Raw genomic sequence first — 14,581 nt, 5'->3', positions numbered from 1 at the left:
CGTGGCCGATGCCGCGTGGCCCGCCCTGTGCCCGGCCGGAACCGGACACGAGGGCGGTGTCACGTGACTAGGCGCGGGAGCGGTTACCGCGCAGTGCAGCGGCGCCACCTGCGGCAGCGACGACCACACCAGCGGCGATCAGGCCCATGGTGCCCAGACCACCGGTGTTCGGCAGGTTGCCGGTGATGGTGTCCTCGACGTTGGTGACGGTGACGATCATGTCGTACGGGTCATCGGTGGTGGTGGTGTCGAAGTCGACCTTCTGCGGCGCCGGGTTGACGACGTAGCCGGCCGGTGCAGAGGTCTCCACGACGCAGAGCTCAGCGCCAGTGCCCGTACCCGGGGTGGCGTTGTTGACCCAGTCGGAGACCTGGACGACCTGCGTGGCGACACCAGTGGCCGGATCGGTGGTGTAGGAGCCGAGGGAGGTGCCGACAGTCTCGTACTTGTTGTCGTTGTTGAGGTTGCAACGCCACAGCTCGAAGGTGGCGGCCTTGGTTGCGTCGCCGGTGATGGCGGTGCCGTCCTTGGCGACCTTGTTGATGCTCAGCTTACCGAGACGGGTCTCGGTACCGGTGTCGTCGCCGCCCTCATCCGGGTCGGTGGAGTACTTGATGCCACCGCCGAAGTCGATGGAGGCCTCGTTCTCGATGACGCCGCCGTTCTCTGCATCGGGCAGGGACTCGATGGTGGTCTTGAAGGAGACCTCCAGCTTGGTGCCCTCGGTCACGAGGGGCTGCAGCGTAGCCAGGCCGGCAGCCGTGAAAGTGACGGTGAGCTTGTTGCCGTCGCCATCGGTGGAGTTCACGGTGTAGTCGGTGCCCGCCTCGAAGGTGGTGGTGCCGTACGTGACGACCACGTTGGTGGCCGGGGTGAGGCCGGTCTGCAGGTCATCCTCCACGACCACCTGGGTCAGATTGCCGACCGGCACACCTGCGGAGATGGTGTATTCGATCTCCTTGCCGACCACGGCACCGAGGTCGTTGACGGTCTTCGAGATGTCGCCCTCATCCATCTGGTTCTTCGGCTTGACGGTCGGGGCGTAGTTCCAGCCGGTGGAGTCGTTGAGCGGCAGGGTGATCAGGAAGGGGTCGATCACGGAGTAACCGGCGGACTGCTTCTCGGTCACCAGGTAGAGGCCGACGGTGAAGTCTGTGTTGTCACCGGTGGAGATCGAGGCCTTACCGTCGCTATCGGTGGTGAGGGTGGTCAGGACGGGGAGGTCCTGCGCCGCGACACCTGCAGCAGTCAGTCCAGCGACCTCCTGCCAGCCGGCCAGGGTGTCCAGACCGTTCGTCAGGTTGACCTTACGGATCTCGAACTTGATGCCCGCGACCGGATCGGTGGCGCCCGGGGTGCTGCCATCCGGATTGCCCTTGAGCTTCTCGATGTTCAGGGTGACGTCAGCGTTGAGGTCGATGGTGGACACCTCGCCAGCCGTGACCGTGACCTGCGCGCCTGCGACCGGTGCGAAGATGCCTGCACCAGCGGCGGAGAAACCGAGCGCGAGGCTCAGGACGGCAGCGGCGATCCGCTTATTGTTCTTATGCATAACTATCCTCAGGGTATGAAGGGGCTTGGGCCACGCGGTATGCCTTGAGTGCTCGTCTCGGCAACGTGTGCGGACCAATCGAGCTGTGTTCCTGCTATATCAGAACAATTTTGAATATAGAGAACTCATTCCGGGAATCAAAAGGGAACTTACAGCCTGCGCCCACATAAGCGGATGGCGTTGAATTGAGCTGCGGAAATGCTGTCTTTTACCTGGATTCGGGGGTGGAAGCAGGGGGAGTCAGCGGTCACATCTCAGCAACTTTCAGATCACAGACAGTGGAAGCCCCTATCACCCATGCAGGTGAGGGCGCTATTTGTGACTTTGTTCACGAAAAAGACAGTTTGCAACCCGCTGCACACAATTCTCAGCAAAAAATCATGCGGAACATAGCGCAGCCTTGCCCTTTGCAGTGGGAAAGTTCAGGGTTAAAAGAATCAGTTCCGGTTTAGCAGGATCGCGTAACCGACGAACGCGACGGCGTCGATGAGGAAGTGCGCGATGATGAGCGGCCACACCCGGCCGGTGCGCCAGAAGAACCAGCCGTAGAGCACGCCCATGAGGATGTTGCCGAACCCCGCCGAGATCCCCTGGTACAGGTGGTAGCTGCCGCGGAGCACGCTGGAGAACGCCAGCGCTCCGGCCAGCCCCCACCCGAGCTGCCGCAGGCGTGTGAGCAGGTACATGACCACGACGATCTCCTCACCCCAGGCGTTGACGAAAGACCAGGTCAGCAGTACCGGAACCTCGGTCCACGGGTGAGTCAGGGTGGTGGGGACGACCTCACGGGTCAGGCCCAGGTGCAGAGCGGCGGCGTAGAAGGCCAGCCCCGGGATGCCGATGACCGCGGCGAGCCCGGCACCCCACCCCAGGTCTGACCAGCGGGGACGCGGCAGCCGCACCTGCCCGGCGAGGAGGAACAACGCCAGCGCGCCGTACGCGAAGAGCGTGGTGGCCGACGCCAGCTGCAGGCCGAGGTCGATCCACGAGGCATTCGACAGGGTCTGGTGGAGGGCGACCTGCTGCGCGGACAGCGGGCGGGCGTCGATGAGCGCGTCGGTGAGTCTCAGGATCCCGCGGATCCCGGAGACGCCGAAGCTGACGGCCAGGACAATGAGGATCTCCGTCCACAGGCGCTGGCGGGTCACTCGTGGAGCTCCTGCGCCAGGGCGATCAACTCGCCGTCGTTAAGCCGGATCGACCCCAGGTGCACGCCGACGGGATGCCTGCCCGGCACCGGCCACGGCACGGACACCGCCGCCCGGCCGGTCATGTTGAACAGCGATCCCCACGGTGACCAGCGGGTCTGTGCGAGGAAGTTCTCCTCGTGGTCCATCGCCGCAAAGTGCCCGATCGGCGGAGGATCATCCGTGGTCATCGGGGTGAGAAGAGCATCGACGTCCCAGTACTCGGCAAGGTGCCGCGGCAGGGCGTCCGCGTGCCGGTTGGCCTGGTCCAGGCGGGTGCGCGTGACCGCCCGGCCGTGGGCACGCAGCCAACCGACGAGTCCCTCCGCCGGACCCGGCAGCCCCGCCAGCTTCGAGGTGAAGATCGTGCGGAAGGCCTCGAAGGTGACCTCCGCGTCCGGGTACGGGTGGACCTCCACGACCTCGTGCCCCGCCGCCGCCAACCGCGCCGCTGCCTCGGCGACGGCCCGCAGATGCACCTCCCCGACGTTCGCGCCGGTGAACAGCGGCTGGGTGAGCACGCCGACCCGGCGATGCCCCGGGGAGGGGGTGAGGGAGAGGAGGAAGGTGGCGTCGATAAGTGAGCGTGTGATGAAACCCTGCGCCGCCAACCGTGGCGCCGAGGGTTTGACACCCACGACGCCGCAGGCGGCGGCCGGCACGCGGATCGACCCGCCGCCGTCGGAGGCGTGCGCGGCGGGCAGCACACCACGGGCCACTAGCGCCGCCGCCCCACCCGAGGAACCCGCCGGCGTGCGCCCCGGCCAGAGGGGGTTGTCAGGCGCGGTGAACCCCGGCGGCTCCGTGTAGATCATCAACCCCAGCTCCGCGGTGTGCGACTTGCCCGGGATGAGCGCCCCCTGCGCCAGCAACGCCGCCGGCAGGGTGTCCGTGGTGTCGGCCGGGCGGGTGCGGTGCGCGGACCCGAAGGTCGTCGGCATGCCCGCCACCTGCGAGAGGTCCTTGACCGGCAGCAGCAGCCCGTGGAGACGCCCCCGCTCGGCGGTACGCAGCCGGTCGAGCCGCTGCGCCGCGTCATGCGCCTGCTCCAGGGCGAGATGGGAGAAGCCGTGTTCAGCGGGGCGCAGGGCACGCAGGCGGTCGGCGAGCTTCTCGACGGACTCCGCCGCCGAACGCTCCCCGGACCGCAGCTGGACGGCGAGCGCAGGCAGGGACAGGGTCATGCAGACCAGAATACGACTGGATAGGCTGTCATCCATGACCGCACCCACCACTGTCGCGTATCTCGGCCCCGCCGGCACCTTCACGGAGGCCGCCCTCATCCGTTTCCAGGACCAGGGTGCCTTCGGGGACGGCGAGGTCGAACAGCTCCCCGTCAACTCCCCGCGCGAGGCCCTCGACGCGGTGCGCGGGGGACGCGCCCAGTTCGCGTGCGTGGCCATCGAGAACTCCGTCGACGGCGCCGTGACCTCCACCTTCGACGCCCTCGTCGAGGCCGGCGGCGTGCAGATCTACCACGAGCTGGAGATCGAGATCGCCTTCTCCATCATGCTGCGCCCCGGTACGGAACTGTCCGACGTCAGGACCTTCACGACGCACCCCGTCGCCCACCAGCAGGTCCGTCAGTGGCTGGCACAGCACCTCCCCGACGCCCAGTTCGTCCCTGCCTCCTCCAACGCCGCGGCCGCCCAGGCCGTCGCCGAGGGGCGTGCCGACGCCGCCGCCGCCCCCGACCGCGCCGCCGTCCTCTTCGGGCTCGACGTGGTGGCGAAGGAGGTCGCCGACATGGCCGGCGCCCGCACCCGTTTCGTCGTCGTCGGCCCCCGCGGCGTGCCCACACCACGCACCGGCACCGACCAGACCACCGTCGTGTTCACCCTGCCCAACGAACCCGGCACCCTCGTCGCCGCGCTCACCGAGTTCTCCCTCCGCGGCGTGGACATGAGCCGCATCGAGTCCCGCCCGACGCGCAAGGTCTTCGGCACCTACCACTTCTACGTCGACCTCGTCGGCCACATCGACGACATCCCGCTCGCCGAGGCCCTGCGGGCCCTGTGGCTGCGCGCCGAGGACATCACCTACCTCGGTTCCTGGCCCACCCCGGGCCGCGACGGCCGCGAGGACGCCCTCGAGGCCGACCAGGCCCGGCTGCAACGCGCCACCGACTGGGTGCGGGCCGCCCGCGACGGAAAGGATCTCCCGTGAACGGTCGTCTGATTCTTCTGCGCCACGGTCAGACGCACAGCAACGTCGCCCGCAAGCTCGACACCCGTCCCCCGGGCGCCGAGCTCACCGACACCGGCCGCAACCAGGCCTGGAACGTCGGCGTCGAACTCGTCGAGTACTGCGAGGCCGGGGGCGGGTCCGCCGGCCGCCTCGGCGCGGTGGTCAGCTCCGTGGCGCTGCGCGCCCAGCAGACCGCCCTGCTCGCCATGACCGCCTTCGAGCAGACCGCCGGCCTGCGCGAACGCGAGATGGCCATCGACGTGGAGGTCGGACTCCACGAGATCTACGCCGGCGACCACGAGATGCTCTCCGACGACGACTCGCACCGCTCCTACGCCACCGCCCTGCGCGGCTGGCTGCACTCCGACGCGAACGCCCGCATCCCCGGCGGGGAGACGTACCTGCAGCTCATGGACCGCTACCGGCCCGTCATGGAGAACCTCGCCCTGCAGCACCTGGCCGACGGCGCCAAGAAGGACGTCCTCGTGGTCAGCCACGGCGCGGCGATCCGCACCATGGCGGCGCACGCCGCCAGCGTCGACCCCGACTACGCCTTCGCCGGCTACCTGGGCAACTGCCGCTTCATCGTCCTGGAGCCCGACGACCGGCCCTTCGGCGAGTGGAAGCTCGTGCGCTGGGCGGACCTGGACCACCAGATCTAGGGACTCAGCCCCAGCCGAGACGCTCGAGGTCCTCCTCCTCGAGCCCGAAGTAGTGGCCGACCTCATGGAAGACGGTCACCTTCACCTGCTCGCGCAGATCCTCCTCGGAGTGCGCGTAACGCTTGAGGGACTCCCGGTAGATGAAGATCGCGTCCGGCAGGAAACCGGAGTGGTGGTGCGTGCGCTCCGGCAGCGCCACCCCGACGTAGAGCCCCAGGTAGCTGGGGTGCTCCTCGTTGTAGTCCGCGACCTGGATCGCCACGTTGCGCAGCTGCCGGGCGAACTCGTCGGGAATCTGGTCGAGGGCGTCGTTGACCATCTCGTCGAAGTCCTCATCGCTGACATCCACCATGGCGACTACGGTACCGGCTGCTCCCGCAGGGGGTTACGGGGCGGCTGCTCGGCGGGCGGGTGGCCGTCGATGAGCAGGGCCTCCCGGCCGCCCTTCGCCGTGCCGTTGAGGTTGGCGAAGCCACCGGCCTCATTGACGTGGAACAGCGAGCAGTTCACCGAGCGCGAACCACCGATCCACGAGGCCTGGCCGAGCGTGCCCCAGTAGGGCTGCAGCGTCGACTGGTAGAGGTTCTCCTCGCCGTCGAGGTAGTCGATCGCGGCCTGGGTGCACACCTCCTGCAGGTGACGGTCCTGGTCCTCCACGCTCGGGGTGCCCTCCGGGAACACCGGCGCGAGGTCCACGATCGACGTGGTCTCCAGGTGGTGGTTCTCCGCGCAGTCGACCAGACGCAGGGACCGGGAGTCGTCGACGAACACGCACTCACCCGGCTGCGCGACCACGGCCTGGTCCTGCTCCGCCGCGGCACCCGTGGTCAGCAGCGGCACGCCCGAGGCGTCGGTGGACTGGACGCCGCACAGCATCGTGCGGTCGCCCGCCGCCCAGGCCTCCGCAGGCGGGAGAATCGGGGCGATCGAGTACCGGCCGACGGGATCGAAACGCCCACCCAGGTAACGCAGGGTGGGGGACTGGCACAGCTCCTCGCGCAGCTGCGCCTGGCGGGTCAGGTCCGGCATCGGGGCGTTGCGGCCGAACTCCGAGGACGGGTAGGTCGCGAGGTTCTCGCGGGCGGAGACCTCGAAACGGTGCTGCCCCTCGCAGGAGGCCTGCTGGAAGTTGCTCACCGTGCCGTCCGCGGCGATGTCCCAGGTCAGACACGCCCCGACGTCGGCGGTGGTGAAGGGGGCCACCGAGCTGGAGGTGCCGTTGGAGTCACCGTTGCCGCCGTTGTCCCGCGACGGGCTGGACGTCGTGTCCCCGCCCGCCGCCGCGCCCGTCGTCGCGGCATCGGAGAAGTAGCTGTAGGAACCGACAGCGACGGCGGCGGCGAGTGCAGCCACCAGTCCGGTGCGCACTGCCGCCGCGGAACGTGCGGATCGTGTCGTCATAATCCCCTGATCCTACTCGCGCGGCCGGTCCGACACACGTGTGACGCGGGTGTTCAGGCGGTACCGGTCGGTGCGGTACACCGAGGAGCACCACTCCACCGGGAGCGAACCCGAACGGGAGTACCGGACGATGCGCAGGAGGGCGGTGCCGGGTGGGACGTCGAGAAGCATCGCCTCCTGCTCGTCGGCGCTGACCGCGGTGACCACCTGATCGGCCTCGGTGACGGGGACGCGGTAGTCCTTCTCCAGGATCGAGTACACCGAGTTGTACACGTCGTTCTCCAGCAGCCCCGGCACGTGCACGGCGTTGTACCAGCCGTCGTCGATGGAGTAGGGCTCCCCGTCGCCCAGGCGCAGGCGCCGCAGGTGCGTGTGCGCCGTCCCGGGCGGGGAATCGAAGAACTCGCTCACCTCCGGCGGGGCCGGGGCGCGTTCCGAGAGCAGGATCTTCGACGTCGCCGTCACGTCCTGCGCCTCCATCTCGGAGCTGAAGGACGCCAGATTCAGGCGCGACACCAGCGGATTCGGGGCCACGAACGTGCCCTTGCCGCGGGCCCGCCGCAGACGGCCGCTGGCCACCAGGTCACCGATCGCCCGGCGCACCGTGATCCGGGAGACGCCGTAGGTCTCCTCCAGGACGCGCTCGCCCGGCAGGAGGTCGCCGGGGTGCAGCTGGGTGTCGCACATCTCCTCCAGGATCGCCCGCAGCTGCGCGTGCTTGGGCTTCGGCCCGTCCGTGATCCTCGTGGCGGGCAACTGGGGAAGGCGGAGATTCCGCGGTGCAGAAGCCATGCCGCTCATTCTAGTCCACTGGTTATGACCAGTGCCCGGAATCGGGCTGTCGTGATGGTCACGCCCTCTGCGCAGGTCGCGGCCCGACTCACCGGCCCGCGCGGTAGGCTCATATTCGTGATTGATCTCAGATTCCTCCGCGAGAACCCCGACGTCGTCCGCGCCTCCCAGCTCAACCGAGGCGAGGACCCCCAGCTCGTTGACCGGCTCATCGCCGCCGACGAGGAGCGCCGCGCCGCCATCTCCGCCGCCGACGCCCTGCGCGGCGAGCAGAAGGCCTTCGGCAGGACGATCGGCCAGGCCTCGCCGGAGGAGCGCCCGTCCCTCCTCCAGGGTGCGGACGAGCTTAAGGCCAGGGTCCGGGACGCCGAGGAGGCCCAGAAGGCCGCCGAGGACCGGGTCCACGCACTGCAGATGCAGCTGTCCAACATCGTCGAGGGCGCCCCCGCCGGCGGGGAGGACGACTTCGTCATCCTCGAGCACGTCGGCGAGCCCCGCGAGTTCGACTTCGAGCCGAAGGACCACCTCGAGCTCGGCACCTCCCTGGGTCTCATCGACATGGAGCGCGGCACCAAGGTCGGCGGCGCCCGCTTCTACTACCTCACCGGCGACGGCGCGTTCCTGCAGCTCGGCATGATGATGCTCGCCGCGCAGAAGGCCCGCGAGGCCGGCTTCCAGCTCATGATCCCCCCGGTGCTCGTGCGCCCCGAGATCATGCAGGGCACCGGCTTCCTCGGCGAGCACGCCGACGAGGTCTACTACCTCGAGCGCGACGACCTCTACCTGGTCGGCACCTCCGAGGTCGCCCTGGCCGGCTACCACAAGGACGAGATCATCGACCTGTCCCAGGGGCCGGTGAAGTACACCGGCTGGTCCTCGTGCTTCCGTCGCGAGGCCGGCTCCTACGGCAAGGACACCCGCGGCATCATCCGCGTCCACCAGTTCGACAAGCTCGAGATGTTCGTCTACTGCAAGCCGGAGGACGCCGTCGCGCAGCACCAGGCGCTGCTGGACATGGAGCGCGAGATGCTCTCCGCCGTCGAGGTCCCCTACCGCATCATCGACATCGCCGGCGGCGACCTCGGTCAGTCCGCCGCCCGCAAGTTCGACACCGAGGCCTGGATCCCGACCCAGAACACCTACCGCGAGCTCACCTCCACCTCGAACTGCACCACCTTCCAGGGCCGCCGCCTGCAGACCCGCTACCGCGACGAGAACGGCAAGGCCCAGATCGCCGCGACCCTCAACGGCACCCTCGCCACGACCCGCTGGCTCGTCGCCATCCTGGAGAACAACCAGCAGGCCGACGGCTCCGTCGTCGTTCCGGAGGCGCTGCGCCCGTTCGTGGGCAAGGATGTCCTCGAGCCCAAGAAGTAGGGGAGAACACCATGGCCGCCAACCCACGTTTCCGCAAGAGCCGGGGATTTTACGTCCCCGCTGACCTGCCCGACGTCCCCAGCCACCCGGTCGAGGGGAAGGAGAGCCCGTACAACCGGATCATCATCCCCGTCGCGAAGGCGCTGATGAAGGCGCAGGGGATCAGGCTGACGGTCTTCGGTGCGGAGAACATCCCCGTGGACGGGCCGGCCCTGCTGGCCGTCAACCACACCGGCTACTACGACTTCATCTTCGGCGGCATCCCCGCGCACCTCCGCGGCCGCCGCCTGGTGCGGTTCATGGCGAAGAAGGAGATCTTCGACACCCCCGTCGTCGGCCCCCTCATGCGCGCCATGAAGCACCTCCAGGTCAACCGCGCCGCCGGCGCCGCCTCCCGCGAGGAGGCCGTCTCCCGTCTCCGCGAGGGACAGCTCGTGGGCATCTTCCCGGAGGCGACGATCTCGCGGTCCTTCGAGCTCAAGGACTTCAAGAACGGCGCGGCCCGCATCGCGGACGAGGCCGACGTGCCGCTCATCCCCGTGGTCATCTGGGGTTCCCAGCGCATCTGGACCAAGGACCACCCCAAGCGCCTCGGCCGTACCAACACCCCGGTGTTCATCCGCGTCGGCGAGCCCGTCGACCCCGGCGGTGACCCGGACGTCGCGATCCAGCGCCTCAAGGACGCCATGCAGATCCTCCTCGACCGCGTCCGCGACGACTACGACCGCGCCTACGGCCCGTTCCCGGCCGGCGAGTACTGGATCCCCAACGCCGCCGGCGGCAGCGCCCCCACGCTTGCCGACGCCCACCGCATCGACACCGAGGACCGCGCCGCCAGGGCAGCCAAGAAGGAGGCCAAGGCCTCCGCCAAACTCGACAAACGTGCCGACGCCATCCTCGGCAACGCACGGACCTTCATCGACCAGGTGAAGGAAAAACTCAGGAGATAGGACCCATGCAGACCCCCGGACCTGCCCCCAGGCTCGTGGCCAGCGACGTTGACGGCACGCTCATCAACTCGCAGGACCGCATCATCCCCCGCGTACGCGACGTCATCGTCCGTGCCGTGCAGGCCGGCACCGAGGTCGCCCTCGCCACCGGGCGCCCCCACCGGTGGATCTTCCCCGTCCTCGACCAGCTGCCCATCCGCCCCGTCTGCGTGACCTCCAACGGCGCCGTCGTCTACGACTCCGCCAACGACCGGGTCCTGGCCACCCACGCACTGACCCCGGAGACCATGGCCGAGGTCCTCGAGCTGTCCAAGGAGGCGTTCCACGAGGTCGGCGGCATCGCCATCGGCTGCGAACGCGTCGGCCGGTCCGCCTTCGACCCCGAGGAGGAGATGTTCGTCATCTCCCCGGGCTACCTCCACACCTGGGAGGAGCAGGGCTACGGCGTGGCCCCCGAACACGAGGTCATCAGCCAGCCCGCCGTGAAGATGATCCTCCGCCACGAGCAGCTCACCGCCCCCGAGATGTTCGACCTGGTCGCACCGTTCATCGACCCGGACGTCGCCCACGTCACCTTCTCCATGAACGAGGGGCTCCTCGAGGTCGCCGCCCCGGGCGTGACCAAGGCCCTGGGAGTCTCCACCCTGGCCACCCTCCACGGCATCGCCCGGGAGGACGTCATCGCGTTCGGCGACATGCCCAACGACATCGAGATGCTCGCCTGGGCCGGCACCGGCGTGGCCATGGGCAACGCCCGCGACTCGGTCAAGGACGTCGCGGACTTCACCACCGGCACCAACGACGAGGGCGGCCTGGCCCAGGTGCTGGAGCGCTGGTTCTAGGGTCGTGCGGCGTGGTTCCACGTGAACCCGTCCCACCACCGCCCCGTGGCAGACTTGAGCCATGACGGCTTCGCATCCGAAACAATATGTGGCGGCGATTGACCAGGGCACGACGTCGACACGCTGCGTCATCATCGACCGGGACGGCCAGGTGGTCTCCTCGGCCCAGTACGAGCACGAGCAGATCATGCCGCGGCAGGGCTGGGTCGAGCATGATCCGCTGGAGATCTGGGCGAACACGCGCCGGGCGGTGTCCACGGCGATGGTCGACATCGACGTCTCGCCCGACCGGATCGCCGCCCTCGGGGTGACCAACCAGCGGGAGACCGCCGTGGTGTGGGAGAAGGCCACGGGGAAGCCGATCCACAATGCGATCGTGTGGCAGGACACCCGCACCGCTGACGTCGCGGGGGAGGACCCGCGGCGGTGGCTGGACCGTACGGGGCTGCTCGCGAACTCGTACCCGGCGGGCCCGAAGATCGCGTGGATCCTCGACCATGTCGAGGGTGCCCGCGAGCGGGCCGCGCGGGGTGAGCTGCTGGCCGGGACGATCGACACGTGGCTGCTGTGGAACCTCACCGGCGGTGCGCGAGGCGACGAAGGGCGGGAGGCGGTGCACGCCACGGACGTCACGAACGCCTCGCGCACCCTGCTCATGGACCTGCGCACGTGTGAGTGGGATCCGGAGCTCTGCGCGGAGGTCGGGGTGCCGGTGGAGGTGCTGCCGGAGATCAGGGCGTCGATAAGTGATTTCGGTGCGGTCCGTCGGCGGGGCACCCTGGCGGGCGTGCCGATCACGGGGGTGCTGGGGGATCAGCAGTCGGCGATGTTCGGGCAGGGGTGCTTCGAGGTCGGTGACGCGAAGAACACCTACGGCACGGGACTGTTTCTGCTGCTCAACACGGGTGCGCAGCCGCAGGTCTCCGAGCACGGGCTGCTGTCGACCGTGCTGTACCAGCGGGAGGGGGAGGCCCCCGTGTACGCGCTGGAGGGGTCGGTGGCGGTGGGTGGTTCGCTCATCCAGTGGCTGCGTGACCAGCTCGGCATCATCCGCTCGGCCGATGAGGTGGAGCGCATCGCGGCGGAGGACAACGGCGGCGTGTACATCGTCCCGGCGTTCTCGGGTCTGTTCGCGCCGCGGTGGCGACCGGACGCGCGCGGCGTGATCGTCGGTCTCACGCGCTTCGCCGACCGTTCGAACATCGCGCGTGCCGCCCTCGAGGCGACGGCGCTGCAGACCCGGGAGGTGGTCGAGGCGATGGTCGCGGACTCCGGCATCGAACTCACCGGCCTGCGCGTCGACGGCGGCATGACCGCGAATGACACGCTCATGCAGCTGCAGGCGGACATCCTCGGCACGGAGGTCCACCGTCCCCTCAACATCGAGACCACGGCCCTCGGCGCTGCCTTCGCAGCCGGCGTGGGCCGTGGTTTCTGGTCTTCGCTTGACGACGTCCGCGCGCTCCAGGTCCCCGACCGGTCATGGGCGCCGGGATGGACGGTGGAGCGTCGGGAGGCGTTGGTGGGGGAGTGGGAGCGCGCCGTGGCACGCTCCCTCGACTGGGCCTAGTTGTTCAGGTCGACGTCGACGCTGCCGTCGAACGGGTTGACCGTGATGTTGCCGCCCTCGAAGTCGACGCGGAGGCGGTCGCCGTCGTTGTACTGCTCGTTGAGCGGCATGCCCAGCGGGCCGAGGTCGAAGCCCTGGCCGGCCCAGACGTCACCGATGATGCCCCACAGGGCGCGGGCCTCGGAGGAACCGACCTGGTCGATGACGATGCCGTTGTCGAACAGCGCGACCCGGGCGTCCTCGGTGTTCACGCCGCCGCGCGGGTTGCCCAGCACCGCGCCGTAGTTGGCGCCGACACGGTCGACGGCCTGGGTGATCTTGGTGTCACCGGCCAGCGTGGAGACGATGTCGAGGACCGGCTTGAGGTCCGCCAGCTTGAGGTCCGGCATGACCTGGACGTCACCGACCTTCTGCGTCGTGCCCGGGACCGTGCCGTTGGAGGCGATGACCGCGACGGCCACGGCGGCCAGGGAGCCCACGATGGTGAGCAGGGCCAGTTCGTCGCCACCTGCGGCGGAGCTCAGGGTGTTGGTGATGCCGGGCTCCTGCGGCTGCTGCGGGGCCGGCTGCTGCGGGGCCTGCGGGGTGGTGGTCGTCGGGGATGTGGTCGTGGGGGAGGTGGTGGTGTCCTCGCCCGGGGCCGGCGCTGTGGTGGTGGTCCGGCCCGCGAGGATGTCGTCGCGCTTCTCAGACGCGATCTCCCGGATCCTGGGCAGCTGTGCGTACCCGTAGGTGCCCGGGCAGGCGTTGTGGTGCGCGTCGCGGTGGCCGAAGACGTTCGGGAGGGTCATCGGGACGCCGCCGCGGTACCTGGATCCACCGAAGGACAGCGGGGTGTAGGGGGCGGAGCCGTTCGGATCGAAGCCTGCGAGGGCGGCCTTCCAGCCGATCATCTCGCCGACGGACCGGATCATCTCCGGGGTGGTCGGGGCGACGTCGTAGTTGCCCATCATGGAGATGCCGAAGGTGCCCTTGTTGAAGCCGCCGACGTGTGCACCCTGGACGTTCTTGTCCAGGCCGCCGGCGCGGCCCTCGTAGATGGTGCCGAACTTGTCGACGACGGCGTTGTAGCCGATGTCGCACCACCCGAGGGTGTTGGCGTGGTAGCTGTGCATGCCGCGCATGATGCCGGCGGCCTGCGCCCGGGTGTAGTTGTTGGAGCCGGCGGTGTGGTGCACGGCGGCGGCCTGCAGCTTCTTGTCGGTGGGGAATCCGCAGCGGTTGCCGGAGGGGGCGCCCCAGCCGGCGCGGGTGACGACCTTCGGCATGCCGTCGGTCACCGAGTCGGTGGCGAGGGCGATACCGCCCTCCTCGGCACGGCCGTCGATGAAGACGACGTCGAGGTCCTCGGCGGCGGCGACGTCGGCGACGGGCTGGATGTCACCGTAGTTGGTCGGGAGCGGGGCCAGGCCGGCGGACACCGGGGCCCGCGCCGGGGTGTCGACGGCGGCGGCGTCGGCGACGTTGATGTCCACCTCGGCCGGGGTCTCCTCGAGGGGGCCGAGGATGTCGACGCCGGTGATGGAGACCTGCACCTTGTGGGTGGGCTCGACGTAGATCAGCTCGGTGCCGTTCTCGCCGTTGGGGCCCTTCTCGCCGATCGGTTCGGCGGGCCACCAGGGACCCCAGCTGCCGTCGGCCATCTCGGCGCGGACGTAGGCGGCGATGTCGCGGTCGTCCAGCCAGGTGACGGCGAACATGGAGAACTGCTCGTCGCGGCTGAACTCCTTGACGGTGCGCGGTCCGGCGACGCCGGACTGGGCGGCGATGGCGGCGTCGTCGATGAGCACGTTGTCACCGGAGGCGAAGGAGGCGCTGGCCTTCGACACCTCGATGGGGCCGGAACCGATGTCCTGGGTCTGCAGGATGCGGTTGCCGCCGAAGGCGGCGGAGGCGATGAGTGCGAGGGTGAGGATGATGGCCAACGTCGGGTTGACGCTGGACAGCCGGGGGGTGGCGATTCGGCGTCGTTGCTGCACGGGGGAACTCCCTGGGTCTTAGTTACATGTCTGTCCCGGTGGGTCACCAGTGACACTAGTACACAATCGTGATTGATGATAC

General features: G+C 69.0%; 13 protein-coding genes. 6 read left to right on the top strand and 7 right to left on the bottom strand.

Features of this window, described 5'->3' with window-relative positions:
- Window positions 1-67: 67 nt before the first annotated feature.
- The 3 genes from B842_RS12360 to B842_RS12350 all read right to left on the bottom strand — a co-directional run bounded on the left by B842_RS12360 (window position 68) and on the right by B842_RS12350 (window position 3,923).
- On the bottom strand, window positions 68-1,552 hold the full coding sequence (locus B842_RS12360; RefSeq protein WP_040086973.1) for a SpaH/EbpB family LPXTG-anchored major pilin: 1,485 nt from the start codon (window positions 1,550-1,552) through the stop codon (window positions 68-70).
- Window positions 1,553-1,989: 437 nt separating this feature from the next.
- The gene (locus B842_RS12355; protein WP_040086972.1) at window positions 1,990-2,700 is read right to left on the bottom strand and encodes a CPBP family intramembrane glutamic endopeptidase; all 711 of its coding nucleotides are present in this window, start codon (window positions 2,698-2,700) and stop codon (window positions 1,990-1,992) included.
- Complete coding sequence (locus tag B842_RS12350; protein WP_082028463.1) at window positions 2,697-3,923, bottom strand: amidase; 1,227 nt, start codon at window positions 3,921-3,923, stop codon at window positions 2,697-2,699. Before B842_RS12350 ends, B842_RS12355 begins: the two co-directional genes overlap by 4 nt.
- Before the next feature lie 34 nt (window positions 3,924-3,957).
- On the opposite strand from B842_RS12350, the gene pheA reads away from it, so the two are divergent.
- Complete coding sequence (gene pheA / locus B842_RS12345; protein WP_040086971.1) at window positions 3,958-4,905, top strand: prephenate dehydratase; 948 nt, start codon at window positions 3,958-3,960, stop codon at window positions 4,903-4,905.
- Complete coding sequence (locus B842_RS12340) at window positions 4,902-5,588, top strand: histidine phosphatase family protein (RefSeq protein ID WP_040086969.1); 687 nt, start codon at window positions 4,902-4,904, stop codon at window positions 5,586-5,588. Before pheA ends, B842_RS12340 begins: the two co-directional genes overlap by 4 nt.
- Before the next feature lie 4 nt (window positions 5,589-5,592).
- Here the strand turns inward: B842_RS12340 and B842_RS12335 are convergent, their stop codons facing one another.
- The 3 genes from B842_RS12335 to B842_RS12325 are packed head-to-tail and all read right to left on the bottom strand — an operon-like array spanning window position 5,593 to window position 7,781.
- Window positions 5,593-5,940, bottom strand: a complete 348-nt coding sequence (locus tag B842_RS12335) for a metallopeptidase family protein (protein WP_040086967.1) — start codon at window positions 5,938-5,940, stop codon at window positions 5,593-5,595.
- 5 nt (window positions 5,941-5,945) lie between these two features.
- Window positions 5,946-6,989 (bottom strand): septum formation family protein, encoded by a 1,044-nt coding sequence (locus B842_RS12330; protein WP_040086965.1) that lies wholly within the window; start codon window positions 6,987-6,989, stop codon window positions 5,946-5,948.
- Window positions 6,990-7,001: 12 nt separating this feature from the next.
- A complete protein-coding gene (locus tag B842_RS12325) occupies window positions 7,002-7,781 on the bottom strand; it encodes a GntR family transcriptional regulator (RefSeq protein WP_040086963.1) in 780 nt (259 codons plus the stop codon).
- 117 nt (window positions 7,782-7,898) lie between these two features.
- Here B842_RS12325 and serS point away from each other — a divergent pair, with 117 nt between their 5' ends.
- From serS to glpK, 4 genes are all read left to right on the top strand, one after another.
- A complete protein-coding gene (gene serS / locus B842_RS12320) occupies window positions 7,899-9,158 on the top strand; it encodes a serine--tRNA ligase (protein ID WP_040087733.1) in 1,260 nt (419 codons plus the stop codon).
- Between the two features lie 11 nt (window positions 9,159-9,169).
- Window positions 9,170-10,108, top strand: coding sequence for a lysophospholipid acyltransferase family protein (locus tag B842_RS12315; protein WP_040086961.1), 939 nt, complete (start codon window positions 9,170-9,172; stop codon window positions 10,106-10,108).
- Between the two features lie 5 nt (window positions 10,109-10,113).
- On the top strand, window positions 10,114-10,950 hold the full coding sequence (locus B842_RS12310) for a Cof-type HAD-IIB family hydrolase (RefSeq protein ID WP_040086960.1): 837 nt from the start codon (window positions 10,114-10,116) through the stop codon (window positions 10,948-10,950).
- 61 nt (window positions 10,951-11,011) lie between these two features.
- Entirely contained in the window at window positions 11,012-12,520 is a 1,509-nt protein-coding gene (glpK, locus tag B842_RS12305; protein WP_040086959.1) for a glycerol kinase GlpK, read from the top strand.
- Here the strand turns inward: glpK and B842_RS12300 are convergent.
- Window positions 12,517-14,499, bottom strand: coding sequence for an N-acetylmuramoyl-L-alanine amidase (locus B842_RS12300; protein WP_040086957.1), 1,983 nt, complete (start codon window positions 14,497-14,499; stop codon window positions 12,517-12,519). The genes glpK and B842_RS12300 overlap by 4 nt on opposite strands.
- Window positions 14,500-14,581 lie beyond the last annotated feature (82 nt).

Origin of the sequence: Corynebacterium humireducens NBRC 106098 = DSM 45392 (assembly GCF_000819445.1) — a bacterium.
Classification (GTDB): Bacteria; Actinomycetota; Actinomycetes; order Mycobacteriales; family Mycobacteriaceae; genus Corynebacterium; species Corynebacterium humireducens.
The sequence above is the reverse complement of the archived record's forward strand: the minus strand, read 5'-3'. Positions and strand labels throughout refer to the sequence as shown.